22 protein-coding genes, 4 tRNA genes and 2 pseudogenes are annotated in these 21727 nt (G+C 72.5%); 16 read left to right on the forward strand and 12 right to left on the reverse strand.

Annotated features, from left to right (window positions below):
* Window positions 1-63 precede the first annotated feature (63 nt).
* Window positions 64-534, forward strand: coding sequence for a hypothetical protein (locus ACFVQ3_RS15925; protein ID WP_387640991.1), 471 nt, complete (start codon window positions 64-66; stop codon window positions 532-534).
* 10 nt (window positions 535-544) lie between these two features.
* Here ACFVQ3_RS15925 and ACFVQ3_RS15930 read toward each other — a convergent pair.
* Window positions 545-626 (reverse strand) — tRNA-Leu (locus tag ACFVQ3_RS15930).
* Between the two features lie 61 nt (window positions 627-687).
* Window positions 688-1167, reverse strand: a complete 480-nt coding sequence (bcp, locus tag ACFVQ3_RS15935; protein ID WP_336705971.1) for a thioredoxin-dependent thiol peroxidase — start codon at window positions 1165-1167, stop codon at window positions 688-690.
* A 205-nt stretch (window positions 1168-1372) separates the two neighbouring features.
* On the opposite strand from bcp, the gene ACFVQ3_RS15940 reads away from it, so the two are divergent.
* The 5 genes from ACFVQ3_RS15940 to trmB all read left to right on the forward strand — a co-directional run bounded on the left by ACFVQ3_RS15940 (window position 1373) and on the right by trmB (window position 4493).
* The gene (locus ACFVQ3_RS15940) at window positions 1373-1681 is read left to right on the forward strand and encodes a GroES family chaperonin (protein WP_387641067.1); all 309 of its coding nucleotides are present in this window, start codon (window positions 1373-1375) and stop codon (window positions 1679-1681) included.
* 189 nt (window positions 1682-1870) lie between these two features.
* Window positions 1871-1946, forward strand: a tRNA-Lys gene (locus tag ACFVQ3_RS15945).
* Window positions 1947-2021: 75 nt separating this feature from the next.
* A tRNA-Lys gene (locus ACFVQ3_RS15950) sits at window positions 2022-2097 on the forward strand.
* A 274-nt stretch (window positions 2098-2371) separates the two neighbouring features.
* Entirely contained in the window at window positions 2372-3709 is a 1338-nt protein-coding gene (locus ACFVQ3_RS15955) for a TrpB-like pyridoxal phosphate-dependent enzyme (RefSeq protein WP_387640995.1), read from the forward strand.
* Between the two features lie 46 nt (window positions 3710-3755).
* Window positions 3756-4493: a tRNA (guanosine(46)-N7)-methyltransferase TrmB gene (gene trmB / locus ACFVQ3_RS15960; RefSeq protein ID WP_387640998.1), complete on the forward strand. Its 738-nt coding sequence runs from the start codon at window positions 3756-3758 to the stop codon at window positions 4491-4493.
* A 256-nt stretch (window positions 4494-4749) separates the two neighbouring features.
* On the opposite strand, the gene ACFVQ3_RS15965 is transcribed toward trmB, so the two are convergent.
* Window positions 4750-5223, reverse strand: coding sequence for a hypothetical protein (locus ACFVQ3_RS15965; RefSeq protein ID WP_387641002.1), 474 nt, complete (start codon window positions 5221-5223; stop codon window positions 4750-4752).
* A 257-nt stretch (window positions 5224-5480) separates the two neighbouring features.
* Here ACFVQ3_RS15965 and ACFVQ3_RS15970 point away from each other — a divergent pair, with 257 nt between their 5' ends.
* The gene (locus tag ACFVQ3_RS15970; protein WP_387641004.1) at window positions 5481-6059 is read left to right on the forward strand and encodes an AAA family ATPase; all 579 of its coding nucleotides are present in this window, start codon (window positions 5481-5483) and stop codon (window positions 6057-6059) included.
* A gap of 44 nt (window positions 6060-6103) precedes the next feature.
* Here ACFVQ3_RS15970 and ACFVQ3_RS15975 read toward each other — a convergent pair whose 3' ends face one another.
* Window positions 6104-6583 carry a nuclear transport factor 2 family protein gene (locus ACFVQ3_RS15975; protein ID WP_387641006.1) on the reverse strand — a complete coding sequence of 160 codons (480 nt, stop codon included), beginning with the start codon at window positions 6581-6583 and terminating at the stop codon, window positions 6104-6106.
* Between the two features lie 107 nt (window positions 6584-6690).
* On the opposite strand from ACFVQ3_RS15975, the gene ACFVQ3_RS15980 reads away from it, so the two are divergent.
* Window positions 6691-7140 (forward strand): MarR family winged helix-turn-helix transcriptional regulator, encoded by a 450-nt coding sequence (locus ACFVQ3_RS15980; RefSeq protein WP_387641008.1) that lies wholly within the window; start codon window positions 6691-6693, stop codon window positions 7138-7140.
* A 79-nt stretch (window positions 7141-7219) separates the two neighbouring features.
* Window positions 7220-8731, forward strand: a complete 1512-nt coding sequence (locus ACFVQ3_RS15985; protein ID WP_387641011.1) for a dihydrolipoyl dehydrogenase family protein — start codon at window positions 7220-7222, stop codon at window positions 8729-8731.
* A 30-nt stretch (window positions 8732-8761) separates the two neighbouring features.
* On the opposite strand, the gene ACFVQ3_RS15990 is transcribed toward ACFVQ3_RS15985, so the two are convergent.
* The 3 genes from ACFVQ3_RS15990 to ACFVQ3_RS16000 all read right to left on the reverse strand — a co-directional run bounded on the left by ACFVQ3_RS15990 (window position 8762) and on the right by ACFVQ3_RS16000 (window position 11288).
* Window positions 8762-9772, reverse strand: coding sequence for a glycine betaine ABC transporter substrate-binding protein (locus ACFVQ3_RS15990; protein WP_387641014.1), 1011 nt, complete (start codon window positions 9770-9772; stop codon window positions 8762-8764).
* Between the two features lie 86 nt (window positions 9773-9858).
* Entirely contained in the window at window positions 9859-10539 is a 681-nt protein-coding gene (locus ACFVQ3_RS15995) for an ABC transporter permease (protein WP_387641016.1), read from the reverse strand.
* Window positions 10536-11288 (reverse strand): ABC transporter permease, encoded by a 753-nt coding sequence (locus ACFVQ3_RS16000; RefSeq protein ID WP_387641019.1) that lies wholly within the window; start codon window positions 11286-11288, stop codon window positions 10536-10538. Before ACFVQ3_RS16000 ends, ACFVQ3_RS15995 begins: the two co-directional genes overlap by 4 nt.
* Before the next feature lie 68 nt (window positions 11289-11356).
* On the opposite strand from ACFVQ3_RS16000, the gene ACFVQ3_RS16005 reads away from it, so the two are divergent.
* Both ACFVQ3_RS16005 and ACFVQ3_RS16010 read left to right on the forward strand, forming a co-directional pair.
* Window positions 11357-12403, forward strand: coding sequence for an ABC transporter ATP-binding protein (locus tag ACFVQ3_RS16005; protein ID WP_387641021.1), 1047 nt, complete (start codon window positions 11357-11359; stop codon window positions 12401-12403).
* Window positions 12404-12479: 76 nt separating this feature from the next.
* Window positions 12480-13400: a RimK family alpha-L-glutamate ligase gene (locus ACFVQ3_RS16010; protein ID WP_387641023.1), complete on the forward strand. Its 921-nt coding sequence runs from the start codon at window positions 12480-12482 to the stop codon at window positions 13398-13400.
* Between the two features lie 163 nt (window positions 13401-13563).
* On the opposite strand, the gene ACFVQ3_RS16015 is transcribed toward ACFVQ3_RS16010, so the two are convergent.
* On the reverse strand, window positions 13564-14043 hold the full coding sequence (locus ACFVQ3_RS16015; protein ID WP_387641025.1) for an aromatic ring-opening dioxygenase LigA: 480 nt from the start codon (window positions 14041-14043) through the stop codon (window positions 13564-13566).
* A gap of 293 nt (window positions 14044-14336) precedes the next feature.
* On the opposite strand from ACFVQ3_RS16015, the gene ACFVQ3_RS16020 reads away from it, so the two are divergent.
* Window positions 14337-14729: a nuclear transport factor 2 family protein gene (locus tag ACFVQ3_RS16020; RefSeq protein ID WP_387641027.1), complete on the forward strand. Its 393-nt coding sequence runs from the start codon at window positions 14337-14339 to the stop codon at window positions 14727-14729.
* 79 nt (window positions 14730-14808) lie between these two features.
* Here ACFVQ3_RS16020 and ACFVQ3_RS16025 read toward each other — a convergent pair whose 3' ends face one another.
* The 3 genes from ACFVQ3_RS16025 to ACFVQ3_RS16035 all read right to left on the reverse strand — a co-directional run bounded on the left by ACFVQ3_RS16025 (window position 14809) and on the right by ACFVQ3_RS16035 (window position 17701).
* The gene (locus tag ACFVQ3_RS16025; RefSeq protein ID WP_387641029.1) at window positions 14809-16083 is read right to left on the reverse strand and encodes a class I SAM-dependent methyltransferase; all 1275 of its coding nucleotides are present in this window, start codon (window positions 16081-16083) and stop codon (window positions 14809-14811) included.
* Window positions 16080-17486, reverse strand: coding sequence for an FAD-binding oxidoreductase (locus ACFVQ3_RS16030; RefSeq protein WP_387641032.1), 1407 nt, complete (start codon window positions 17484-17486; stop codon window positions 16080-16082). The genes ACFVQ3_RS16025 and ACFVQ3_RS16030 overlap by 4 nt, the downstream gene beginning before the upstream one ends.
* Before the next feature lie 139 nt (window positions 17487-17625).
* Window positions 17626-17701: transfer RNA gene (locus ACFVQ3_RS16035), tRNA-His, on the reverse strand.
* Window positions 17702-17768: 67 nt separating this feature from the next.
* Between ACFVQ3_RS16035 and ACFVQ3_RS16040 the strand changes: the two are divergent.
* Window positions 17769-18053: pseudogene (locus tag ACFVQ3_RS16040) on the forward strand (hypothetical protein); the annotation flags it as partial.
* Here ACFVQ3_RS16040 and orn read toward each other — a convergent pair.
* Window positions 17985-18446, reverse strand: a pseudogene (orn, locus tag ACFVQ3_RS16045) (oligoribonuclease); the annotation flags it as partial. The pseudogenes ACFVQ3_RS16040 and orn overlap by 69 nt on opposite strands.
* Before the next feature lie 390 nt (window positions 18447-18836).
* On the opposite strand from orn, the gene ACFVQ3_RS16050 reads away from it, so the two are divergent.
* The 3 genes from ACFVQ3_RS16050 to ACFVQ3_RS16060 are packed head-to-tail and all read left to right on the forward strand — an operon-like array spanning window position 18837 to window position 21624.
* The gene (locus tag ACFVQ3_RS16050; protein ID WP_387641035.1) at window positions 18837-19610 is read left to right on the forward strand and encodes a phosphatase PAP2 family protein; all 774 of its coding nucleotides are present in this window, start codon (window positions 18837-18839) and stop codon (window positions 19608-19610) included.
* A 50-nt stretch (window positions 19611-19660) separates the two neighbouring features.
* Window positions 19661-20395 carry an ArsR/SmtB family transcription factor gene (locus ACFVQ3_RS16055; protein WP_387641038.1) on the forward strand — a complete coding sequence of 245 codons (735 nt, stop codon included), beginning with the start codon at window positions 19661-19663 and terminating at the stop codon, window positions 20393-20395.
* Window positions 20392-21624: an MFS transporter gene (locus tag ACFVQ3_RS16060; protein ID WP_387641040.1), complete on the forward strand. Its 1233-nt coding sequence runs from the start codon at window positions 20392-20394 to the stop codon at window positions 21622-21624. The genes ACFVQ3_RS16055 and ACFVQ3_RS16060 overlap by 4 nt, the downstream gene beginning before the upstream one ends.
* Window positions 21625-21727: the final 103 nt, after the last annotated feature.

Raw genomic sequence — 21727 nt, forward strand, 5'->3', positions numbered from 1 at the left:
GCGGGGGCGGGCCGCGTGATCGAGCACCTGCGCGGGGGCGCACGCGGCGGTAGGGTCCGGCGCATGACGAGAGGGACGTGGTGCTCCTCGGCGACGAGCCGCAGCGTGCGGGGCGTCGCGTGCGCGGCCGTGGCGGGCGCGCTGGGCGTGGCCGTCCTCGCGGGCTGCGAGACGGGGGAGCCGCAACGTCTGCGGGTCGAGTGGGTGCTCCTCGCGCAGGACGGGACCGCCCTGGAGGTCGCCGTCTTCGCCGGGGGCAGCACGTGCATCGACGTCGACGAGGTCGAGGTGGACGAGAGCACGGAGACCGTCGAGGTGCGGGCCTTCGTCCGCCGGACGGCGGGCGCGTGCAGCGAGGACTTCGGGGTCCGGCTCACGACCCTCGCGCTCGAGGAGCCGCTCGGGGACCGGGATCTCGTCGGGTGCGCCGGCGACGCGGTCCAGGTCAAGGGGTGGGGACGGGCCGCGGACACCGACTGCACCGAGCAGAAGCCGGGGCTGGTGCCCGGGACGATCGAGGTACCGGTCGGCTGACCGGGAAGGGTGCGCGAGGCGGGACTCGAACCCGCACGTCCGAAGACACCAGGACCTAAACCTGGCGCGGCTGCCAATTACGCCACTCGCGCGCCCGCACAGTCTACGGGCGCGCGAGGGGTGTGCCGGTCGGGGGCTCGCTGGCCGGGCGACCTACTTCTTGGGGTCGATCCCCAGGTCACGGCGCAGCTTGGCCACGTGGCCGGTCGCCTTGACGTTGTACTGCGCGAGGGCCACCTTGCCGTCGGGGTCGACGACGACGGTCGAGCGGATCACGCCCGTCACGGTCTTGCCGTAGAGCTTCTTCTCGCCCCACGCCCCGTACGCCTCGAGCGTCTCCTTGGACTCGTCGGACGCGAGCGGGAACGTCAGCGACTCCTCCTCTGCGAACTTCACGAGCTTGGGCAGGGCGTCGGGCGAGATCCCGACGACCTTGTAGCCCGCGCCCTGGAGCGACGCGAGCGAGTCGCGGAAGTCGCACGCCTCCTTGGTGCAGCCGGGCGTCGAGGCTGCGGGGTAGAAGTAGACGATGACCGAGCTGCCACGCAGGTCGGACAGCGTCACGGAGCCGCCGTCGGCGGTGGGGAGGGTGAAGTCGGGTGCGTCGTCTCCGACGGCAAGGCGCGTGCTCATGGAACTCCTCGTGGTGCGTTCGCGGTTCACACCGAGCCTAGAGGACACCGGTAGCGTGGGGACCGTGAGCACGACGACCCCCTCCCCGCACGACGCCCCCGCGCCCGAGCCGGACGAACGCCCCGAGCCTGCCGCCCCGGCCACGACCTCCCGGAGGAAGACCTCCGCGACGCGCGCGACGCCGTCGGGCGGCGAGCCCGAGCGGCTGCCGCTGCGCATGCTGCACGACCGCCTCCTGGTCCTGCCCGAGGTCGACTCGTCCGAGCGGCAGTCGTCGGCCGGGCTCGTGATCCCCGCGACGGCCGTCGGGCCCAAGCGCCTCGCGTGGGCGCAGGTCGTCGCGACGGGTGAGAACGTGCGGCACGTGGGCCGGGGCGACCGTGTGCTGTTCGACCCCGAGGAGCGGGCCGAGGTCGAGCTGAACGGCAAGAGCTTCGTGCTGCTGCGCGAGAAGGACGTCAGCGCGGTCTCTCAGCCCGAGGAGACGAGCGGCAAGACCGGGCTGTACCTGTAGCGGGCGGCCGGCCCCGTCGAGGCGCCCGCGCGGCCCGCCGACGGCGGCCCACGACGCCCGCGAGGCCCGCCGACGGCGGCCCACGTGGCCCGACGAGGGGGCCTCGCACGCCGTTGTCGCGCAGGTCACAGCCCCGCCCGGCTCCCTGATTTGTCTCCGGGGGGCCGGTTCAGTAGTGTTTCTTCTCGCGCGCCATTAGCTCAATTGGCAGAGCAGCTGACTCTTAATCAGCGGGTTCATGGTTCGAGTCCATGATGGCGCACCACGATCACGGCCCCGGAGACGGGGCCGTCGTGACGTCCGCGACGACGGACGGGCAGGACAGCACGACCAGCACCACGCGCCATTAGCTCAATTGGCAGAGCAGCTGACTCTTAATCAGCGGGTTCATGGTTCGAGTCCATGATGGCGCACCACCACGAAGGCCCCTCACCTGCGGAGACGCGGGGGAGGGGCCTTCGTCGTCCCCGGCGCACGGCCGTCCGTGAGACGCGCTTCACAATCGGCCGCCCCGCGGGCTATGGTCTGCCCGTGAACCTGCTCACCGCACACACCTGGTGGCCCGACCGCTGACGGTCGGACGCTGTGGCGTGCTGACCGAGCCCGACGAAGGGCGGTCCAGCAGGTCTCCCGGAGTGGATCGCCCGGAACGTGCCCCCGCACGTGCCCATCCACGAAGGAGAGAGTTCCTTGACGACGTCCCCCCTCCCCACCCCTGCGCCCCCGGCGCCCGCCACCCCGACCGCTCGCTCGCTCGAGCCGCTCGGCGTCGAGATCCCCTCCACCGTCCCGACGCACTGGTACAACCTGAACGCGGACCTGCCCGAGCCTGTCCCGCCGCACCTGCACCCGGGCACGCTCGAGCCGCTCGTGCCCGCGGACCTGGCCCCGTTGTTCCCCATGGCGCTGATCGAGCAGGAGGTCAGCACCGAGCGCTACATCGAGATCCCGCAGACGATCCGCGAGATCTACGCGATGTGGAGGCCGGCGCCGCTCATCCGTGCGCACCGCCTGGAGCGCGCTCTCGGCACGCCCGCCCGGATCTACTACAAGTACGAGGGCGTGAGCCCGGTCGGCTCGCACAAGCCGAACACGGCGATCGCGCAGGCGTACTACAACGCGATGGAGGGCACGACACGGCTCACGACCGAGACGGGCGCGGGGCAGTGGGGGGCCTCGCTCTCGATGGCCGCGGCGCTCCTGGGGCTCACGTGCGAGGTGTGGCAGGTGCGGGCGTCGTACGACTCGAAGCCGTACCGCCGTTTCCAGATGGAGGCGTACGGGGGCGTGTGCCACTCGTCGCCCTCGGAGCTGACGGCGTCGGGGCGCGCGATCCTCGCGAGCGACCCGGACACGACGGGCTCGCTCGGCATGGCGATCAGCGAGGCTGTCGAGGTCGCGGCGCAGGACCCGCAGGCGCACTACTCGCTGGGCAGCGTGCTCAACCACGTGATGCTGCACCAGACGGTCATCGGTCAGGAGGCCCTGGTCCAGCTCGAGGAGGCGGGTGAGCCCGTCGCCGACGTGGTGTTCGGGTGCGCGGGCGGCGGGTCCAACCTCGCGGGTCTCACGTTCCCGTTCCTGGGGCGCAACCTGCGCGAGGGCACGACGACGCGGCTCGTCGCGTGCGAACCAGCAGCCTGCCCGTCGCTCACGCGGGGCGAGTACCGCTACGACCACGGTGACGTCGCGGGGCTCACGCCGCTGCTCAAGATGCACACGCTGGGCAAGGACTTCGTGCCACCGGCCATCCACGCGGGCGGCCTGCGCTACCACGGCATGTCGCCCATGGTGTCGCACGCCGTGAACCTGGGGCTCATGGACGCGATCGCGATCGACCAGGACGAGGCGTTCCGGGCGGGGCTCGAGTTCGCCCGCTCGGAGGGCATCATCCCGGCGCCCGAGTCGACGCACGCGGTCGCGGCGGCGATCGCGTACGCGCGCACGCTCACGGAGCCCGAGGTCGTGGTCATCGGCCTGTCGGGCAACGGCCAGCTCGACCTGCCGGCGTACTCGCAGTACGTCTGACGCCCGGCGCGAGGGCGTCTCTCGGGCACCCGCCTAGACTGGGCGGGTGCCCGAGACCCTCTCCGAGGCCCGCGAGCAGGGCTTCCGTACCGACATCGTGTCCTTCGTCCGCCGCAGCGGTCGCCTCAACACCCGCCAGCAGCGCGCGTGGGACGACCACGCCGACCAGTTCGTCCTGGACGTCCCGCGGTCGATCGCGCGCACGTCCGTGGACCCGGCCTTCGTGCTCGACGTCGTCGCGACCTTCGGGCGGACCGCTCCGCTCGTGGTGGAGGTCGGGTCGGGCCTGGGGGAGGCCGTGGTCCACGCTGCCGAGACCGCCCCGGAACGCGACTTCCTGGCCGTCGAGGTCTACACCCCGGGCCTCGCGCAGACCGTGCTGCGGGCGACGCAGCGGGGGCTGACGAACCTGCGCCTGCTGCAGGCGAACGCGGCCGAGGTGCTCACGACGACCCTGCCGGAGGGCTCGGTCGACGAGCTCTGGGTCTTCTTCCCCGACCCGTGGCACAAGGCCCGCCACCACAAGCGTCGTCTCGTGACTCCCGAGCTCGCGGAGCTCGCCGCGCGCGCGATCCGTCCGGGAGGGACGTGGCGGCTCGCGACCGACTGGGCGGAGTACGCGGACCAGATGCTCGAGGTCGTGGGCGCGAACCCGTCGTTCGAGAACGTCCACGGGGTGGGCGCGGTCGCGCCGCGCTTCGAGGGGCGCGTGCTCACGAGCTTCGAGAACAAGGGCCACGCGGCCGGGCGGGTCATCACGGACCTGGAGTTCCGCCGGGTCTGAGGCCGGGCGGAACTCGCCCCGGGCAGGTCGCCTCGCGGCCTGGTCGGCCTGGTGCTGCGGGCGCGTCGTGGGGCGGCGCGCGGTCGCCCCGCCGTCGCCCCGACGGCGCCCCGACGGCGCCGCTCACCTCGCGTGGGCCGTCGAGCGTGCAGCTCGGGTCGTCGTCGGCGCACGGGGGCAGCCTGAGCTGCACGCTCGGTGTCCGGGCCGTGCTCGGTGACTGCCCCGAGGCGCGCACACCTCGTCCCGAGATGCCTCAGCCGCCGGTGAACATCAGGGTGAACAGCTCGGCATCCGCCGCGACGCACGGCTCGGCGAGGGCGTCGAACGCGTCGCGCCAGGCGTCCGACCTGATGACGGTGGGTTCGGTCCTGGCCCAGGTCTCGACCGCGGGGACGGTGTCCTGCAGGTCGGCGACCGCCAGGCTCACGGCACTCTCGCCGTCCGAGGGGATGCGATGCAGCACGTGTGTCGCGACCTCGTACCAGCCCTGCTGCTCCTGGACGGCCATGCGACCCTCGCTCAGGGCGATGTCCGCGTTCTCCACGATCGACTGGACGTCGGAGACTGCCGCGCACGCGGCGGCATCCTGCGCCGTGTCACCCTCGGACGCGGCCTGCGCCACCTCGCCCGTGGGCCCGGGAGGGGCGCTGCTCTCCCCGCTGCAGCCTGCCGCCATCAGCGCCACCAGCACCAGGGCCGAAGCCCCGGCCGTCGTGCTTCCTCGCATGAACGCACCCCCGTCGTGATCGTGTGGCCTGAGACTACACAGCGCGAACGGTGTGAGCTGCACAGGTGCAGCGCCGGCGCACCGTTTCGCGGTGTCGTGGATCCATCGTGCGTGCCGAGTCTGCAGTTCGGGTCGTCCCTGGCGCCTGCGGACAGCCCGAACTGCACACTCGGCACGCGCGCCAGCCGCCCGCCCGCGCCGGCTCGCTACGGCAATCCGCTCGCGTCCAGCCCGCCGCACGCCCTAGGGTCCCGGGCATGCCCCCTGAGACCTCCCTGCCCGACGGCGCCGCTCGCGTCGGTGAGCCCGCTCCCGTCCTCGTCGTCACCGGTGCCATGGCCTCCGGGAAGTCGACCGTGGCCGACGCCCTGGCCCGGTCCTTCCCCGTCGCGGCTCACGTGCGCGGCGACATGTTCCGCCGCTTCGTCGTGAGCGGGCAGGCGTCGATGGACCCGCCTCTCTCGGAGCGGGCCCGCGCCCAGCTCGACCTGCGGCACGCTCTCGCGGCCCGCGCGGCCGACACGTACGCGGCCGCTGGGATCACGGCCGTCGTCCAGGACATCCTGCTGGGGCCCGACCTGGCCCGGTTCACGGCGAGCCTGTCCACCCGGCCGCGCTACGCCGTCGTGCTGGTGCCCGATGCGGCGGCCCTCGCGGCGCGTGACGCCGCCCGGCACAAGCAGGCCTACGGCGCGTGGACCCCCGACGAGTTCGCCGCGGCCGCTCGCGAGACCCCGGGCGGGCTGCACCTCGACACGACCGGGTGGACCGTCGAGGAGACGGTCGCGCAGATCCTCGGGCGTCTCGACGAAGCCCGCGTCGACGACGCGACCTGAGGCGGGCCCCGCCCCTGCCCGGCGGGCGACCGCGCGAGGTCCCGCTAGGCCGGTCCGACGCGCGTGACGGGTGTGGTCGACGTCCAGACCGGGTCCGTCGCGATGTGCGTCAGCCGCCAGCCGGCACCGGTCCTGCGCGCCCTGAGCCGGTAGACCGCTCCGAGGGTGACGGGCTTGTCCGCCCGCGGCTCGCGTCGTGCGAACGTGGCGACGACGTTCGCCCGGACCTCTGCGTGATCGTGCGCGAGATCGACCAGGACGTTTCCGACGAGGTGCTGGACGCCGTCCTCCGGCCGATGGTTGCGCGCGGCCTGGGCGATGACGGCGTCGATCCCGTGCACGGTGCCGCCGGGGGTGCTGGCGTGCGCGTCCGGGACGAGCAGGTCGCGGAGCCGGTCGGTGTCGCCGTCGTCGAGGGCGGCCGTGAGCCGGGAGACGAGGCGTGCGACGTCCTCGCGGTCGAGCAGGCCGCGCAGGGCGTCCTGGTGCGTGGTGGGAAGGGGGGAGTCGTCGAGCACGGGCATGGGAGCCTCCGAGGGTCGGGTACCACCGCAGATCGTTGGAGCTCCCAACATATCTAGTGTTGGTGTTACCCACAATAGGTAGCGCCAACAAAGCGTAGGATCGGGGCATGGAGATCGAGACCGCCCCCGAACGCCTCCGGGCACTGCCCAGCTGGCTGCTCGCCCAGGCGGCGCTCGAGGCAGCCAGGACCGTCTCGGAGTACCTGTCCGCCGTGGGTGCGCACCGGTCCCACTACGCCGTGCTCGCGGCGCTGGAGGAGTTCGGCCCAGCGAGCCAGGCCGCACTCGGGCGCCGGTGCGGGATCGACCGCAGCGACATGGTCGCGCTGCTCGACGGGCTGGCAGCCGACGGTGACGTCGAGCGCCGACCCGACCCGTCCGACCGGCGTCGCAACACCGTCACGCTGACACCGAGGGGGGTGCGACGGCTCGAGGAGCTCAGCGCCGTGCTCGGGAACGCGCAGGACGCGCTCCTCTCGCCGCTGCCGAGCAGGGACCGCGACGCGCTGGTCGCCCTGCTGCGCGCGCTGGTCACCGGGCACGACGCGCGCCGCTAGCGGGCTGCGCGCTCCTCCCCGGGCGCCCGCCCCGCGTCCCGGCGGGCAACCGCTCGCGGTCCGGGTCACGATGGGAGGCATGAGCACCGACCCACGCACCCAGGCCACCCCGGACGAGACCTACGACGTGATCGTGATCGGTGGTGGGCCCGTCGGCGAGAACGCCGCCGACCGTGCGAGCCGCACCGGGCTGAGCGTCGCCGTGGTCGAGGCAGAGCTCGTCGGAGGGGAGTGCTCCTACTGGGCGTGCATGCCGTCCAAGGCGCTGCTGCGCCCCGGCGCGGCGCTCGCGGCCGCGCGTGCGGTTCCCGGCATCGTGGCCGACCCGGTGCTCGACCCCGCCCCGATCCTGGCGCGCCGCGACGAGATGGTCTCGCACTGGGACGACTCCGGGCAGGTCCAGTGGCTCGACGGCGCCGGGATCTCGCTCGTGCGCGGGCTCGGCCGGCTGGTCGGGGCGAAGCTCGTCGAGGTCAGCCCCGAGGACCCCGACGCCGACGTCGACGACCTCCCCGAGACCCGCCTGCTCGCCGCACGGCACGCCGTGATCGTCGCGACGGGCAGTGTGCCCGTCCTGCCCGACACCCCGGGCCTCGCCGAGACGGACCCGTGGAGCAGCCGTGAGGCCACGAGCGTCCAGGACGTCCCGACCTCGATCGTGGTGGTGGGCGGGGGAGTCGTGGGCGTCGAGATGGCGACGGCGTTCCGCGACCTGGGGTCGCAGGTCACGCTGCTCTCGCGCGGTCGCCTGCTCGGGCGCTCGGAGCCGTTCGCGGGCGAGGCCGTCGCGGCGGGCCTGAAGAGGATCGGCGTGGACGTGCGCCTGGGCGTGAGCGTCACGGGAGCGACGTCCCTGCCCGACGGCGGATCGCGCCTCGCGTACGACGGCCCGCAGGGCAAGGGGTCGGTCGCGGCGGCGCAGGTGCTCGTCGCGACGGGCCGCGTGCCGCGCACCGCGGACCTGGGGGTCGACGTCGTCGGGCTCGAACCCGGGAAGGCGCTCGCGGTCGACGACCAGCTCGAGGTCCAGGGGGTCGACGGCGGCTGGCTGTTCGCGTGCGGCGACGTGACGGGGCGGGTGGCGACCACGCACCAGGGCAAGTACCAGGGGCGCGTCGTGGGCGACGTGGTCGCGGCACGGTTCGGGAAGGCGAAGCCCGGGCAGGCGGCGGCGGCCGGCGGGGACGGCGAGAGCCCCGAGCCGTGGAGCCGCTACGCCGCGACCGCAGACCACGGTGCGAAGACCCAGGTCGTGTTCTCCCGCCCCGAGGTCGCGTCGGTGGGGCTGACCGAGGCCGAGGCCAGGAAGGCCGGGCTCCCGGTCAAGGCGGTGTCGTACAAGCTCGGGTCGGTGTCCGGGGCGGTGCTCGTGGCCGAGGGGTACGAGGGGACCGCGCAGATCGTCGTCGACACCGACCGGCAGGTGATCGTGGGCGCGACGTTCGTCGGGCCGGACGCGGCGGAGATGCTGCACGCCGCGACCATCGCGATCGTCGGGCAGGTGCCGCTTGCACGCCTGTGGCACGCTGTGCCCGCCTACCCGACGATCAGCGAGGTCTGGCTACGGCTGCTCGAGACCTACGGCCTGTAGGCGCGCGGGCCCGAGCAGCCGCCTGCTCGGTCAGCCGAGCTGGCCGTCCGAGGAGAACACGAGCCCGAGCACGATCTCGCCCTGGAGCAGCGCCGACTTGGTCAGCGGCCCGCCCACGTCAAGGTTCACGAAGTTGGTCACGTTGAGACCGTAGGTCTCCTCGAGCCCCGGCTGGCAGAACGCGCGCTCCGGGCACTCCGGTCCGGCGCCGAGAGTGACGCCGCCGGGGCAGGCCTCGGCCAGCTCGCTGAGCGTCGACACGTCGTACTTCTCGGCGAAGGCCGTCGTGACGGCGAACGCGTTCTGGTCCTGGGCCGCCGACGGCTCGCCGAACGTCAGTCCCTTCTGCGTCCCGAGGTCGCGCAGCGCGGTCACCGTGGCGTCGAGGTCCCCGCTCGCGAGGGGCTCGGCGTCGGGGCCGTTGATCTCCTTGTTGAGGAACTCGGTGAGCGTGCCCACGTACTCGGGGAACACGCTGAGCTGCCCCGACTCGAGCGCGGGCAGGTACGTCTCGCGCGCGTCGACGGTCTGGACCGTGGCGTCGTAGCCGGCCGAGCGCAGGACCGCGGCGTAGATCTCGGCGAGCGTCGTGCTCTCGGAGAAGTTGGCCGCACCCACGACGAGCGAGGTGCCTGCTCCCGGGGTCGAGGTCGCTGCGAGCCCCTCGTCGTCGACGAACTTCTGCGCGGCCTGCGAGGACGTCTGCCGGTCCACGTCGACGGCCTTGTTGAGCGCGATGAGCTTGTCGGTGGTAAGTGCCGCGGACACGGTGTCGAGCAGCTCCAGCACGGCGGGCTGGTTCGCGACGGCCGCCGCGTTGGCCGCCGGGATGATGTTGTCGACGGTCTGCAGCTTCTTGTCGTCCTCGAGGACGACGAGCGCGTCGCCCGCGACGGGCTCGCACACGGTGCCGCTCGCGGTCGACGTGGAGCCTCCGGACGCCTCGGTGCCGGAGGAGCCGGCCTCGCCGCACGCCGCGAGAGCGACGACGAGGAGGGCGGAAGCGGTCAGGGTGCGGAAGGTGGTGGATCGCCGTGACATGGGTGTCAGGTGCCTCTCGGGTCGTCGGCTCGCACGGACAACCCATTCCACCCCCCGGGAAGGGCACCGGCAACCCGAGCGGCACCTCAGCGCACGGTGCCCGCCTTGACCCGCAGCGGTGCGGGGGTCACCGCCCGCTGGACGAGCGCGAGCACCGCGTCCACCACGAGGCACAGCACCGCGATCACGACCCCCACCGCGAGGACCTGCCCGTAGCGCTGGTTGGAGAACCCGACCCGCAGGGGTACGCCCAGCCCACCGCCCCCGACGAAGGCCGCGAGCGTCAGCACCGCGATGACCTGCACGATCGCGGTCCGCAGTCCCGCCGCGACCAGGGGCACCGCGAGCGGGACCTCGACGAGCCACAGCGATCGCTGCGAGCTCATGCCCATGCCGCGTGCCGCGTCCTTGACGTCGGGGTCGACCTCGGCGACGCCCGTGTAGGCGTTCGCGAGGATGAGCGGGATCGCGAAGATCACGGCCGAGATGACCGCGGCCCGGTCCCCGAACAGCCCGCCCGCCGCGAGGATCAGCAGGATCCCGAACGTCGGCAGCGCGCGCGAGGTGTTCACGACCACGATCGTCGGGCCCGCGCCCTTGCCCGAGTGGCCGAGCCAGATGCCCGCGGGCAGCGCGATGAGCGCGGCCAGGAGGACCGCCACCGCGGTCATCTCCAGGTGCTCTCCCGTGCGGACCAGCAGCCCGTCGGGCCCTGTCCAGTTGAGCGGGTCGTTGAGCCACGTCAGGGCTTCCTGGACGACGTTCATGCGGTCCGCTCGTTCGCCGCTTCGGCTGCCTGGGCGACGGCCGCATCGGTCGTGCCCCGCCTCGTCGAGCCCTCCGTCGTGCGGTTCGCCGTGCCCGGCGCGCGGGTGCGCGACCACGGGGTCAGGGCCCGACCCAGCAGCAGGAGCAGCAGGTCGAGCACGACGGCCAGCAGCAGGCACAGCAGCGTCGCGGTCATGATCTGGGCGTTGTAGCTCGACCGGAAGCCGCGGAACATCAGGGTGCCCAGCCCGCCGAACCCCGCGACGAACCCGACCGTGACGAGCGCCACGGTCGAGACCGTCGCGAGCCGCACACCGGTCATGATGCTCGGCAGCGCGTTGGGGATCTCGACCGAGGTGAGCAGGCGCGTGGGTCCGTAGCCCAGGCCCTTGGCCGCGTCGCGCACGTCGGGGTCGACGCCCTGCAGGCCCACCAGGATGTTGCGCACCAGGATGAGCAGGGCGTACATCACGAGACCGATGAGCACGGGCGTCCGTCCGATCCCTGTGAACGGGACGAGGATCGAGAACAGCGCGAGGGAGGGGATCGTGTACATGACGCCCGTCGTGCCGAGCACGGGGACGGCGAGCCAGCGCACACGGTGCGCGAGCGCCGCGAGCGGCAGGGCGATGACCAGCGCGATGAGCACGGCCTGGATGGTGATCGTCGTGTGCTCGACGAGCGCCTGGGAGATCTCTCCCCAGTTGTTCTGAACGTAGCTCCACGAGAACCACGGGTTGGGTGGCATGCCGTCGAACCTATCCCGGGGCACCCACCGCTCGCGCGACGGGGTGGTGCGCCGGGTAGCGTCGTGGCATGGCGAGCACCCCGACCGGCACCACCGAGGCCACCCCAGCGTTCCCGACGATCACCGACGAGACGGCGATCGTGTTCGACGGCGTCCGCAAGGAGTACCCCAACGGGACGGTCGCCGTGGGCGACCTGTCGCTGAGCGTGCGCGAGCACGAGATGCTCGCGCTCGTGGGGCCGTCCGGCTGCGGGAAGTCCACGACGCTGCGCATGACCAACCGCCTCGTGGAGCCCTCGGCCGGGCGCATCCTGCTGCGCGGCGAGGACATCACGCAGGGCGACCCCGTGGCCCTGCGGCGGCGGATCGGGTACGTGATCCAGAACGTCGGCCTGTTCCCGCACCGCACCGTCGCCCAGAACGTGGCGACCGTGCCGGGGCTCCTCGGCTGGGACAGGTCCCGCACCCGGGCACGGGTCGGCGAGCTGCTCGAGCTCGTCGGTCTGGCCCCCGACACCTACGCCAAGCGCTACCCGCACGAGCTCTCGGGCGGTGAGCGTCAACGCGTCGGCGTGGCCCGGGCCCTCGCGACCGACCCGCCCGTCCTGCTCATGGACGAGCCCTTCGGAGCCGTCGACCCCGCCGGGCGCCGACGGCTCCAGACCGAGTTCCGGCGCATCCAGCGCGAGCTCGGGACCACGGTCCTGTTCGTGACCCACGACATCGACGAGGCCGTCCATCTCGCCGACCGCATCGCGGTCTTCAGCTTCGGCGGGCACCTCGAGCAGCTCGCCGAACCGCTGACCGTCCTGGCCCACCCCGCGAGCGACCCCGTGCGCGAGTTCATCGGGGAGGGCGCGCCGGTCCGCATGCTCGGGCTGGCCATGGTGCAGCGCGCGGACCTCGAGGGCGCGGACCTCATCTCCGCTCCCGCCCCCGACCCGATCCGCCTGGGCGCGCCGCTGTCCGTGGCCTTCGAGGCGATCGCGGCCCTGCCCGGCTCCGCGATGGGCCGGGTGCCCGTCGCGGACGAGGCGGGCGACGTCGTCGGGTCCCTCACCGCGGACGGGATCCTCGCCGCCCTCCGACGCACCGCGGACGCCGCCGCGGTCTAGCGGACGGTCCGGCGCGCGACGGAGATCTCACCGTTCTCGCGTGTACGGTGCGCGCGGGGCGTCTAGGCTCGTACGCGTGACCACCACCTCGCGCATCGCCATCGCCACCTGCTCCGTCCTGCCCCGCCTCGACCCCGACGACGCCCCCCTCGTGGGAGCGCTCGAAGCCCGGGGCATCGAGGCCGTGCCGTCGGTGTGGGACGACGAGTCGGTCGACTGGTCCTCGTTCGACGCGGTCGTCGTGCGCTCGGCCTGGGACTACGCGCCGCGCCGCGACGAGTTCGTCGAGTGGGCCGAGCGGGCCGGTCGGGTGCTCAACCCCGCCGCGGTCATCAGCTGGAACACCGACAAGCGCTACCTCAAGGAGCTCGAGGAGCAGGGCGTCCCGGTCATCCCGACGCTCTGGCTCGACCCGAGCCAGAACCTGTCCTCGCGCGCCATCCACACGCGCCTGCCCGCGCAGGGGGACTTCGTCATCAAGCCCGTCGTGAGCGCCGGGGCCAAGGACACGGGGCGCTACCAGTCCGGCGAGGCGCACTCGCGCGGCCTCGCGATCCAGCACGCCAAGAACCTCCTGGCCTCCGGCCGGCAGGTCATGGTCCAGCCGTACGTCCGCAGCGTCGACACCGCGGGCGAGACCGGCCTGATCTTCATCGACGGCGAGTTCTCGCACGCCGTGCGCAAGAACGCCCTGCTGACCGGCCCGCACCGTCCCACCCAGGGCCTGTACAAGCAGGAGGAGATGAGCCGCTTCGAGGCGAGCCCCGAGCAGCTCGCGGTCGCCGAGCAGGCGCTCGCGGTCGCGGCCAGGGCGGTCCCGGGGCAGGAGCCCAACCTCTACGCGCGCGTCGACCTGGTGGGAGGGGACGACGGCGCCCCCATGGTCATCGAGGCCGAGCTCACCGAGCCCTCGCTCTTCTTCGCGCTCGGCAAGGGCTCGCTCGACCGCTTCGCGGACGCGGTGGCACGGCGGCTCGAGCGCAGCCCCGAGGCCTGACGTCCCAGGGCGGCGCGACCGTCCCGGGCCCTCGGTCGGCGGGGGCGCTTCGCCCGACCCCGGACGTGATGAAGGCCCGACGAGCGATGCTCGTCGGGCCTTCACCATGCCGGGAGATTCTTGCCGGGTGATCTGCCGAGCTGGTCGTGCTGGTGCTGCTGCGTCAGGCGTTGACGACCTCAGGGGTGGGGTTCGCGGTGCCGGTGCTCAGCGCGGGGGCTGCTCCGATGCGACGCAGGGCGTAGCCGAGGAGGCCGAAGAGGACACCGAGGCCCATGACCAGTGCGCTGACGCCGTAGGAGACGACCGAGGTGAAGAGCGAGGCGCGGAGGAACGAGCCGTTCATGACCGTCGCGCGGGTCGGGTCTTCCTTGTCGAGCTCGGCGTAGGTCTTGCCCTCGCTCATCTTGAGCGCGTGCTCGTTGATGATCTCGGCCTGGGCGTAGGCGCTGAAGGGGCCGCGGACCGGCGAGCCGGCGAGCATCGAGGCGTCCTCGGAGACCGTGATCTTCTCGGCGGCCAGCTGCGAGGTGATCGTGGCCCAGGTGGCTGCGCCGGCGAGCAGCAGCACGAGGCCTGCGATCATCGTGACGAGGCCGATGAGGCGGACGGAGCGGGCGGGACCAGCGGTGCTGGTGCTCATGGTGTGACTCCCAGAAGAAGAGGTCGAGGCGACCTGAGATGAGGTGCGAAGGGGTCGAACTTCGTTGCGATCCCTATGCTGGGAGCGCTTCGATAAGTCGACCCTACAGACCTTGTGAACACCTTCACAAGCGAGAAACTGTGGCCTCCGTCACGCGGAGATGACAGAGTGTCAACGTCGGGAGAAGTGAGCGGACAGGCCGTTCCGCGGCGTAGGGCCGAAGGATTCCCGACCCCGGGACGAAGGTCCCGAGGGGCCCTGCGGGACCGGCCCGCGACCACCAGGAGGACGGCATGGGAGCCGACCCGGACCACGACCTGCAGCACGAGCTCGAAGCCGTCGAGGCGGCCTGGGGGCGAGCCATCGTCGCCAACGACGCCGACGCCATCGGCTCCTTCATGACCGACGACTGGCAGATCGTCGGCGAGGACGGCAGCACGACCCGCGAGGACTTCCTGGCCCTCGTGCGCTCGGGCGACCTCACGCACGAGTCGATGGGCAAGATCACCGGGAGCGTGCGCCCGCTGGGCGACGTCGCGGTCGTCGTCGGCCGCGGCGCCAACACCGGGCACTACCAGGGCCAGGCGTTCAGCTCCGACGAGTGGATCACCGACGTGTTCGTCCGAGGCGCCGACGGATGGAGGTGCGCGCACACGCACCTCACGGCAGCCCGCGACCTTCCCTGACCACCGGTGTCGTCGCGCTGCCCGAGCCGGCCCGTCGCGATCGGCGGACGAACCGAGGAGGCGCGCGGCGCCGTCGGACCTACGGGGTCCAGTCCGGGCGCAGCGGGAAGCCCGACGCCCCGCCCGGCTCGGGGCGCACCGCGAGCACCTGGTGGAGCTGGATCTCGTTGCGCTCGAACGCGAGCCGCGAGCCCGCCATGTACAGGCCCCACACGCGGGCCGTGCCGATCCCGACGTCGGCCACGCACTCGTCCCAGTGTCGCGTGAGGTTGGCGCCCCACTCGCGCAACGTCATCGCGTAGTGCTCGCGCAGGTTCTCCTCGTGACGCACCTCGAGGCCCACGTCCTGCATGGTCGAGATGATCCGGCCCGAGCCCGTGAGCTCGCCGTCCGGGAAGACGTACCGGTCGATGAAGCCGCCCGCGCGGGAACGGGCCGTGTTGGTCGGACGCGTGATCGAGTGGTTGAGCAGCCGACCGCCGTCGCGCAGACGCCCTTGGAGGAACGTGAAGTACGCGCGGTAGTTCGCGACCCCGATGTGCTCGGTCAGCCCGATCGAGCTCACCGCGTCGAACCCGCCGTCCGTCACGTCGCGGTAGTCGCCGAACCGGACCTCCGCGAGGTCCGCCAGCCCCTCGGCCTCGATCCGGTCCTGCGCCCACTCGGCCTGCTGCCTGGACAACGTCACCCCGAGCGCCCGGACCCCCGAGCGTGCCGCGTGCCGGACCATGCCGCCCCAGCCGCAGCCGACGTCGAGCAGCCGCATGCCCGGACGCAGCCCCAGCTTGCCCGCGACCAGCGCGTACTTGTGCTCCTGCGCCTCCTCGAGCGACGCCTGCGGCGTGGGGAAGCACGCGCACGTGTACGTCATGGACGGCCCCAGGACGTGCTCGTAGAACGAGTTCGACACGTCGTAGTGGTGACTGATCGCCTCGGCGTCGCGCTGCCGCGAGTGCCGCAGCCCCTCGGTGAGCCGACGCAGGCGCGACAGGTGCTCCTCGGGAGGCGGCTCGGGAGGGCGCAGGACGCCCAGCCCCAGACCCCGCGCCCACCGTGCAGCCTCCACGGGGCTCGGACGACGCAGGCGCAACCCGTCCGCCGCCGCCCTGAGCAACGGGTACGGGTCGCCGCCCGGTACACCGTCCAGCTGCAGGTCGCCCGCGACGTACGCGCGGCCGAGACCCAGCCCACCGGGCGACGTCGCGACGTACCGCAGACCCCGCTCGTTCGCCAGGTGCACGTGGAACGGGGCGTCGGCCGGTCCCGCGCTCGACCCGTCGTACGCGCTGAACCCGAACGGCAGCGGGCCGTCCGCCAGCTCGTCCAGCACCTCGGCCACCGCGATCTGCGTCATGCTCCCTGCACCGCCTTCTCGTAGAGCGTCGGCGTACGTGCCGCCGGGTCGTAGCGGTCCTTGACGGCCGCGTAGTCGACCCCGCCGTACAACGTGTCGAACGTCTCGCGCCCGTACGTCGAGGTCGAGTAGAGCGACTTGTGGCCGTGCCGGACCGCGACCGCCATCTCGATCAGCCGGTTCACGTCACCGTCGTGGCCGCCCTCGGCGATCGGGACGCCGCCCCAGAAGCCCACGTTGACGTACACGCGGTGCGGCTCGAGCGGGTACAGCGGCCACGGCTCGGACGACGCGAGACGCAGCGGGCACAACCACACGGGCGTCATGGGGACGTGGCCCGTGAACCACGCCATGAAGCTCTCGAGCTGGTCGAGCGGCACCTCGACGTCCTGGACCACCCGCTCGTGGCGGGGACGACGGCGAAGGTCGGCGAGCCGGCCCGTGAGGTCCAGGCGCTCGTCGAGGCCCACGATCCGGCGGTAGACGTCCGAGCGCCGCCACCGACGCGGCCACAGCCTGCGCACCACCGGGTTCTGCACCCCGAGCGCGCGCGAGCACCAGAACCAGTCCGTGTCCCAGCGCCACAGGTAGTCGTGGGTGCTCAGCACGTCGAGCGGGCGCTCGCGCACCGAGAGGTAGTAGATGCGCTGACCCGTGTAGTCGCTCGGCGCGGGGGCGAGCGCCCGCGCCTCCTCGCGCGAGGAGAACCGGCCCAGGCACAGGTACACCTCACCCGGGGCGAACAGGACCCCGTCGCAGAAGTCGACCCGCTGCCCCTCCCACGAGCCGTCCGCCGCGATCTTGCCGACCGCCGCGGCGACCTCCGCGACCGACCCGAAGCGCACGTTGCGGACCGCGACGAACGGCTCGGCCCGGTCGAGGCGCAACCGCACGCGCGTCGCGTACCCCAGGGTCCCGTACGAGTTGGGGAACGCGCGGAAGAGGTCGGCGTGCTCGCCCGTGGGCCCGGCCGTGACGAGCTCGCCGGCCGGTGTCAGGACGTCGATCTCGAGGACCGCCTCGTGCGGCAGACCGTTGCGCAGCGAGCTCGACTCGATGCCGAGCCCCGCCAGGGCGCCGCCGACCGTGATCGTGCGCAGCTGCGGGACGACCGTCGGGACCAGCCCGTGCGGCAGCGTCACCGCCACCAGGTCCTCGTACGTGCACATGCCCTGGACGTCCGCCGTGCCCGCGGCCTCGTCGACCGAGACCACCCCCGTCAGGCCCGACGCGTCCAGGCCGGGACCGGGGGAGGGGCGTCGGGGACGGAACAGGTTCGTCGTCCGCTTCGCCAGGCGCAACGGGCGACCCGGGTCGACGGCAGCGGCGGAGCGCACCAACGAGGCCACGGCCTGCGCGTGCTGGTGCTCACCACGGACGGCACTGTTCGCGGGGGCTGACACCTCACCCACTGTAGGGAACGCTGACGGAGCCGCCACCGGTGAGCGGGATCACAGTCGCCGCGGGGACGTCTCGCGGGGGTGATGCGGGGTGCTGAAAGCAGAAGAGGCCCCTCGCGCGAACGCAAGGAGCCTCTTCCCGTGGGGTGAGTAACGGGACTTGAACCCGCGACCCCCTGGACCACAACCAGGTGCTCTACCAGCTGAGCTATACCCACCACGGCCTGCTCGGGTTCCGAGGAACCGTTCTAGCAGCCGTCGAAAAGTGTACCTGGTTTCTGAGGGGTGTCAGGACAGGTTTTCGGCGCCGGCCTCGGTGGGCGTCGCACCGGGGGTCGCGGCGGCTCCCGCGGCGGCTCCTGCCTCGGGCGCGGCGATCGTCCCGAGCGTCGTGCCGACGCTCGTCGACTTGATGCGCTCGGCGATCGCCTTCGCGGTCCGCGAGTCCGTCCCGGGCTGTGGCACGAACAGGGCCTCGCGGTAGTAGCGCAGCTCGTCGATGCTGTCGAGGATGTCGCCCAGGGCACGGTGGCCGCCCGTCTTGGCCGGGGACGCGAAGTAGACCCGCGGGTACCAACGACGGGCGAGCTCCTTGATCGAGGAGACGTCGACGATCCGGTAGTGCAGGTGACGGACCAGCTCCGGCATGTCGCGCTCGAGGAACGTCTTGTCGGTGCCGACCGAGTTCCCCGCGAGCGGGGCCTTGCCGGGCTCGGGCACCCACGTGCGGATGTACTCCAGCACGCGGGCCTGCGCGTCGGCCATGGTCGTGCCGCCCGGCAGCTCCTCGAGCAGCCCCGAGGTGGTGTGCATCTCGCGGACGAAGTCCCCCATCTGCTCGATCGCCGCGTCCGGCGGGGTGATGAGGACGTCGACCCCCTCACCCAGGACGTTCAGCTCGGAGTCGGTGACGACGGCGGCGACCTCGATGAGCGCGTCCGCGCCCAGGTCGAGGCCGGTCATCTCGCAGTCGATCCACACGATGCGGTCGTTGGTGTTCACGGGGCTCACGCCCACAGCCTAGGCCGTCGGCGTCCGCGTCGGCGTCCGGACGGGGCTCCGTCGTCGCCGTTCGTGGTGCGCGCCGGGTGTGCTCCGGGAGGCGCGTCGTCGTCCGGCGCAGCGAGCTGCGGCGGCGGGTCTGCTCCTGGAGCTGTTCGCGCCGACCGAGGTCGGCGACGTCGTACATGAGCTGGGGATGCATGGTGGTGTCTCTCGTGACGTCGGATTCGTGGACCTGGCCGGGCCCTCCACCGCCCGGTACGGACCGGACGGACGCCACCGCGGTGATGGGTGCCACACTTCCACCTTCTCGCCGAGCGGCGCACCCCTTTTTCTCCCTAGGCTCTCGGGATGAACCCTGACGACGAGGCGCGCGACGCCCGAGGTGACCTGAGCGCGGGGGAGGTGGCGCCGTCGGGCGGGCGGGACGTGTGGCGTGCGCGGCTGGTCGCCGCGCTGCCGGGCCTGGTCCTGATCGTGATCGGCGTCCTGGGGTTCCTGGTCGTCTACGACTCGGTGCGCGAGCGCGACGACCTGTGGTTCACCGACGACGTCGTGCTGGAGTGGATGGTCGCGCACCGGAGCGAGGCCGCGACGACCGTGCTGACGTTCATCACCAACATGTTCGGTCCCGTGGTGCTGCCGATCCTCGTGGCCGTGGGCTGCCTGTGGTGGGGGCTCGCGACCCGGCGCTGGTGGGAGCCGGGGCTGCTCGTCGGGGCGATGATCACGTCGACGCTCGTCTCGACGGTCCTCAAGGCGCTCGTGGCCCGGCCGCGGCCCGACGAGTCGGCGATGGTCGTCGCGGGTGTCGAGCACAGCTTCTCGTTCCCGTCGGGGCACACGATCGGTGCGGCGACCCTGGTGCTCGTCGGGGGATACCTCGTGTGGCGGCAGTGGAAGGAAGGGCGGCAGCGGCGCCTCGTGCTCGCGCTGTGGGTCGTGGTGAGCGTCGTCGTGATCGTCGTCGTCGGTGGGAGCAGGCTGTACCTGGGCTACCACTTCGTGACGGACGTCCTGGCCGGCGCGAGCCTGGCCGTCGCGGTCCTCGGGGGAGTGGTCGTGATCGACCGGCTGCACGACCTGGGGCACGCGCGACGGCACGAGAGCCAGGTGTCGATCTGATTCTAAAGAAGTCTTGCGCAAGACTTCTTTAGAGTTGTACCGTGTCTGTCATGCCACAGACCACCCCGCCCGACGACGGCGCTCGCCGGCCCGCGCAGCCCCCGGCCCCCGCCCAGCGCGACGAGGCCGTCACGACCTCGGACCCGGAACGCATCCGCGCGCTGGCCCACCCGCTGCGGCTCGCGATCCTCGACCTGCTCGACGACGAGGGCCAGGCCACCGCCACGCGCTGCGCAGAGGTGACGGGGGAGTCGGTCGCGAGCTGTTCCTTCCACCTGCGCATGCTCGCCAAGTACGGGTTCGTCGAGCCTGCCGAGCGCGTCGGTCGGGAGAAGCCGTGGAAGCCCGTCGGCGCCGGTCGCACCAGCCGCTACGACCCCGAGCAGCCGGAATCGCTGCGCGCCGCGGGCGAGCTCGCACGGATCGTCGTCGACCAGGAGGCGAGCAGGGTCAAGCACTGGATCGACAGCGCGACCCGCCAGCCCCACGAGTGGCTGCTCGCGTCCGTCATGACCAAGAGCTCGTTCTGGGCGACGCCCGCCGAGCTCACCGAGCTCTCGCGCGAGCTCCAGGCGATCACCGACCGCTTCGAGGGGCGCTGGGCGCACCCCGAGCTCCGGCCCGAGGGATCCCGGCCCGCCCGGCTCTTCGGCGTCGTCAACGCGGACCCCTTCGACCCGGACGCCCCCGGGGCCGCCTCCGACCCGGCCGCCCCCGGCGCGGGGACGTCCACCCCCGGCTCGGTCACGATCGAGCTGCCGACCGGCGAGGAGGCCGACGCATGAGCACGACCACCGACGACGCAGCACTGGTCAAGCAGGCGCTGCGCACGCGCCCCTTCCGCCTCCTGACGGTCGCGTGGGGCTTCACGAACTTCGCGGACTCGGTCCTCGCGATCATCTTCGCGGTGTGGGTCAAGGACCTCACGGGCTCGAACGGCACTGCGGGCCTCGTGTTCGCGGCCCTGGGGCTCCCGGCCCTCGTCTCGCCGCTGCTCGGACAGGTCGCCGACCGTGTCTCGCGCCGTCGCATGATGATCGTCGCCTACCTCGTCGGCGCGGTCTCGCTGCTCTCGTTGTTCGCGGTCCGGGGGCCCGACCAGGTGTGGCTGATCTTCGTCGTCACGGTGCTGTACTCGGGGATCGGGTTCGCGACGGCCGCGGCCCAGTCCGGGCTGATCCGCGACCTGCTGCCCGACGAGGCGCTCGGGGCCGCCAACGGCCGCCTCACGACGATCGACCAGACGTTCCGCCTCGTCATGCCGGTCATCGGTGCGGGCGTGTACGTCGCCGTCGGCCCGCTGCCGCTCGTCGTCTCGGCCGTCGTCGCGTTCGTGGTCGCGGCGTTCTTCGTGTCCCGGATCGTGCTCGTCGAGACCCCGCCGACGCCCCAGGACGAGCGCGAGCCGTTCCTCGCCGAGGTCACCGCGGGCTTCCGCCACCTGGTCCGCACGGCCCCTCTCGGGGTCCTGACCGTCGCGCTCGCGGTCGCGTTCGGCGCCGTGGGCGTCCTCAACGCGGTGAGCTTCGCGGTCATCGAGAACGGCCTGGGGCTCGGCCCGGAGATGCTCGGACCGATCTCGAGCGTCCAGGGCGTCACGGCGATCGTCGCGGGCCTCACGGCCGCGCGCATGATCAAGCGGATCGGGTCGCAGCGCCTGGTCGCGCTCGCGCTCGGGATCGTCACCCTCGGGATCCTGCCCGCACTGGGCACGAACCTCGCCGCGATCATCGTGGGGATGGGGGCGGTCGGGCTGGGCGTCACGTGGGCGATCGTCGGGTTCGTGACCGAGCGCCAGCTCAAGACCCCGCCGACGCTGCAGGGGCGCACCTCGGCCGCGACGAACATGCTGCTCAACGTGCCGCAGCTCGTCATGACCGTGGTCGCGGCGGCCGTCGTCGGCGCGGTCGACTACCGCCTGCTCGTCGGGGTCACCGCGGCGGGGCTCGCGGTCTCGATGCTGCTCTCGCTCAAGGGCTCACGGGAGTCGGCTGCGCAGGCTGCCGGAATCTGAGTGCGTGGTTCGGCTGCGGCACGCCCGGCGTGTCGCAGCCGAACCACGCACTCAACGAGCTGGAGCCCGCGCGGGGCCCTGGAGCCCCCCCCGGAAGCGGTGC

It is taken from the genome of Oerskovia sp. NPDC057915, from assembly GCF_042887685.1.
Classification (GTDB): Bacteria; Actinomycetota; Actinomycetes; order Actinomycetales; family Cellulomonadaceae; genus Oerskovia.

Excerpts from the sequence above, each read along its gene's own strand:
- ACFVQ3_RS15925 (WP_387640991.1), top strand. The coding sequence starts at position 64 with ATGACGAGAGGGACGTGGTGCTCCTCGGCGACGAGCCGCAGCGTGCGG.
- bcp (WP_336705971.1), bottom strand. The coding sequence starts at position 1,167 with ATGAGCACGCGCCTTGCCGTCGGAGACGACGCACCCGACTTCACCCTC.
- ACFVQ3_RS15965 (WP_387641002.1), bottom strand. The coding sequence starts at position 5,223 with ATGCGAGGAAGCACGACGGCCGGGGCTTCGGCCCTGGTGCTGGTGGCG.
- ACFVQ3_RS15970 (WP_387641004.1), top strand. The coding sequence starts at position 5,481 with ATGCCCCCTGAGACCTCCCTGCCCGACGGCGCCGCTCGCGTCGGTGAG.
- ACFVQ3_RS15975 (WP_387641006.1), bottom strand. The coding sequence starts at position 6,583 with ATGCCCGTGCTCGACGACTCCCCCCTTCCCACCACGCACCAGGACGCC.
- ACFVQ3_RS15980 (WP_387641008.1), top strand. The coding sequence starts at position 6,691 with ATGGAGATCGAGACCGCCCCCGAACGCCTCCGGGCACTGCCCAGCTGG.
- ACFVQ3_RS15985 (WP_387641011.1), top strand. The coding sequence starts at position 7,220 with ATGAGCACCGACCCACGCACCCAGGCCACCCCGGACGAGACCTACGAC.
- ACFVQ3_RS15990 (WP_387641014.1), bottom strand. The coding sequence starts at position 9,772 with ATGTCACGGCGATCCACCACCTTCCGCACCCTGACCGCTTCCGCCCTC.
- ACFVQ3_RS15995 (WP_387641016.1), bottom strand. The coding sequence starts at position 10,539 with ATGAACGTCGTCCAGGAAGCCCTGACGTGGCTCAACGACCCGCTCAAC.
- ACFVQ3_RS16000 (WP_387641019.1), bottom strand. The coding sequence starts at position 11,288 with ATGCCACCCAACCCGTGGTTCTCGTGGAGCTACGTTCAGAACAACTGG.
- ACFVQ3_RS16005 (WP_387641021.1), top strand. The coding sequence starts at position 11,357 with ATGGCGAGCACCCCGACCGGCACCACCGAGGCCACCCCAGCGTTCCCG.
- ACFVQ3_RS16015 (WP_387641025.1), bottom strand. The coding sequence starts at position 14,043 with ATGAGCACCAGCACCGCTGGTCCCGCCCGCTCCGTCCGCCTCATCGGC.
- ACFVQ3_RS16020 (WP_387641027.1), top strand. The coding sequence starts at position 14,337 with ATGGGAGCCGACCCGGACCACGACCTGCAGCACGAGCTCGAAGCCGTC.
- ACFVQ3_RS16025 (WP_387641029.1), bottom strand. The coding sequence starts at position 16,083 with ATGACGCAGATCGCGGTGGCCGAGGTGCTGGACGAGCTGGCGGACGGC.
- ACFVQ3_RS16050 (WP_387641035.1), top strand. The coding sequence starts at position 18,837 with ATGAACCCTGACGACGAGGCGCGCGACGCCCGAGGTGACCTGAGCGCG.
- ACFVQ3_RS16055 (WP_387641038.1), top strand. The coding sequence starts at position 19,661 with ATGCCACAGACCACCCCGCCCGACGACGGCGCTCGCCGGCCCGCGCAG.
- ACFVQ3_RS16060 (WP_387641040.1), top strand. The coding sequence starts at position 20,392 with ATGAGCACGACCACCGACGACGCAGCACTGGTCAAGCAGGCGCTGCGC.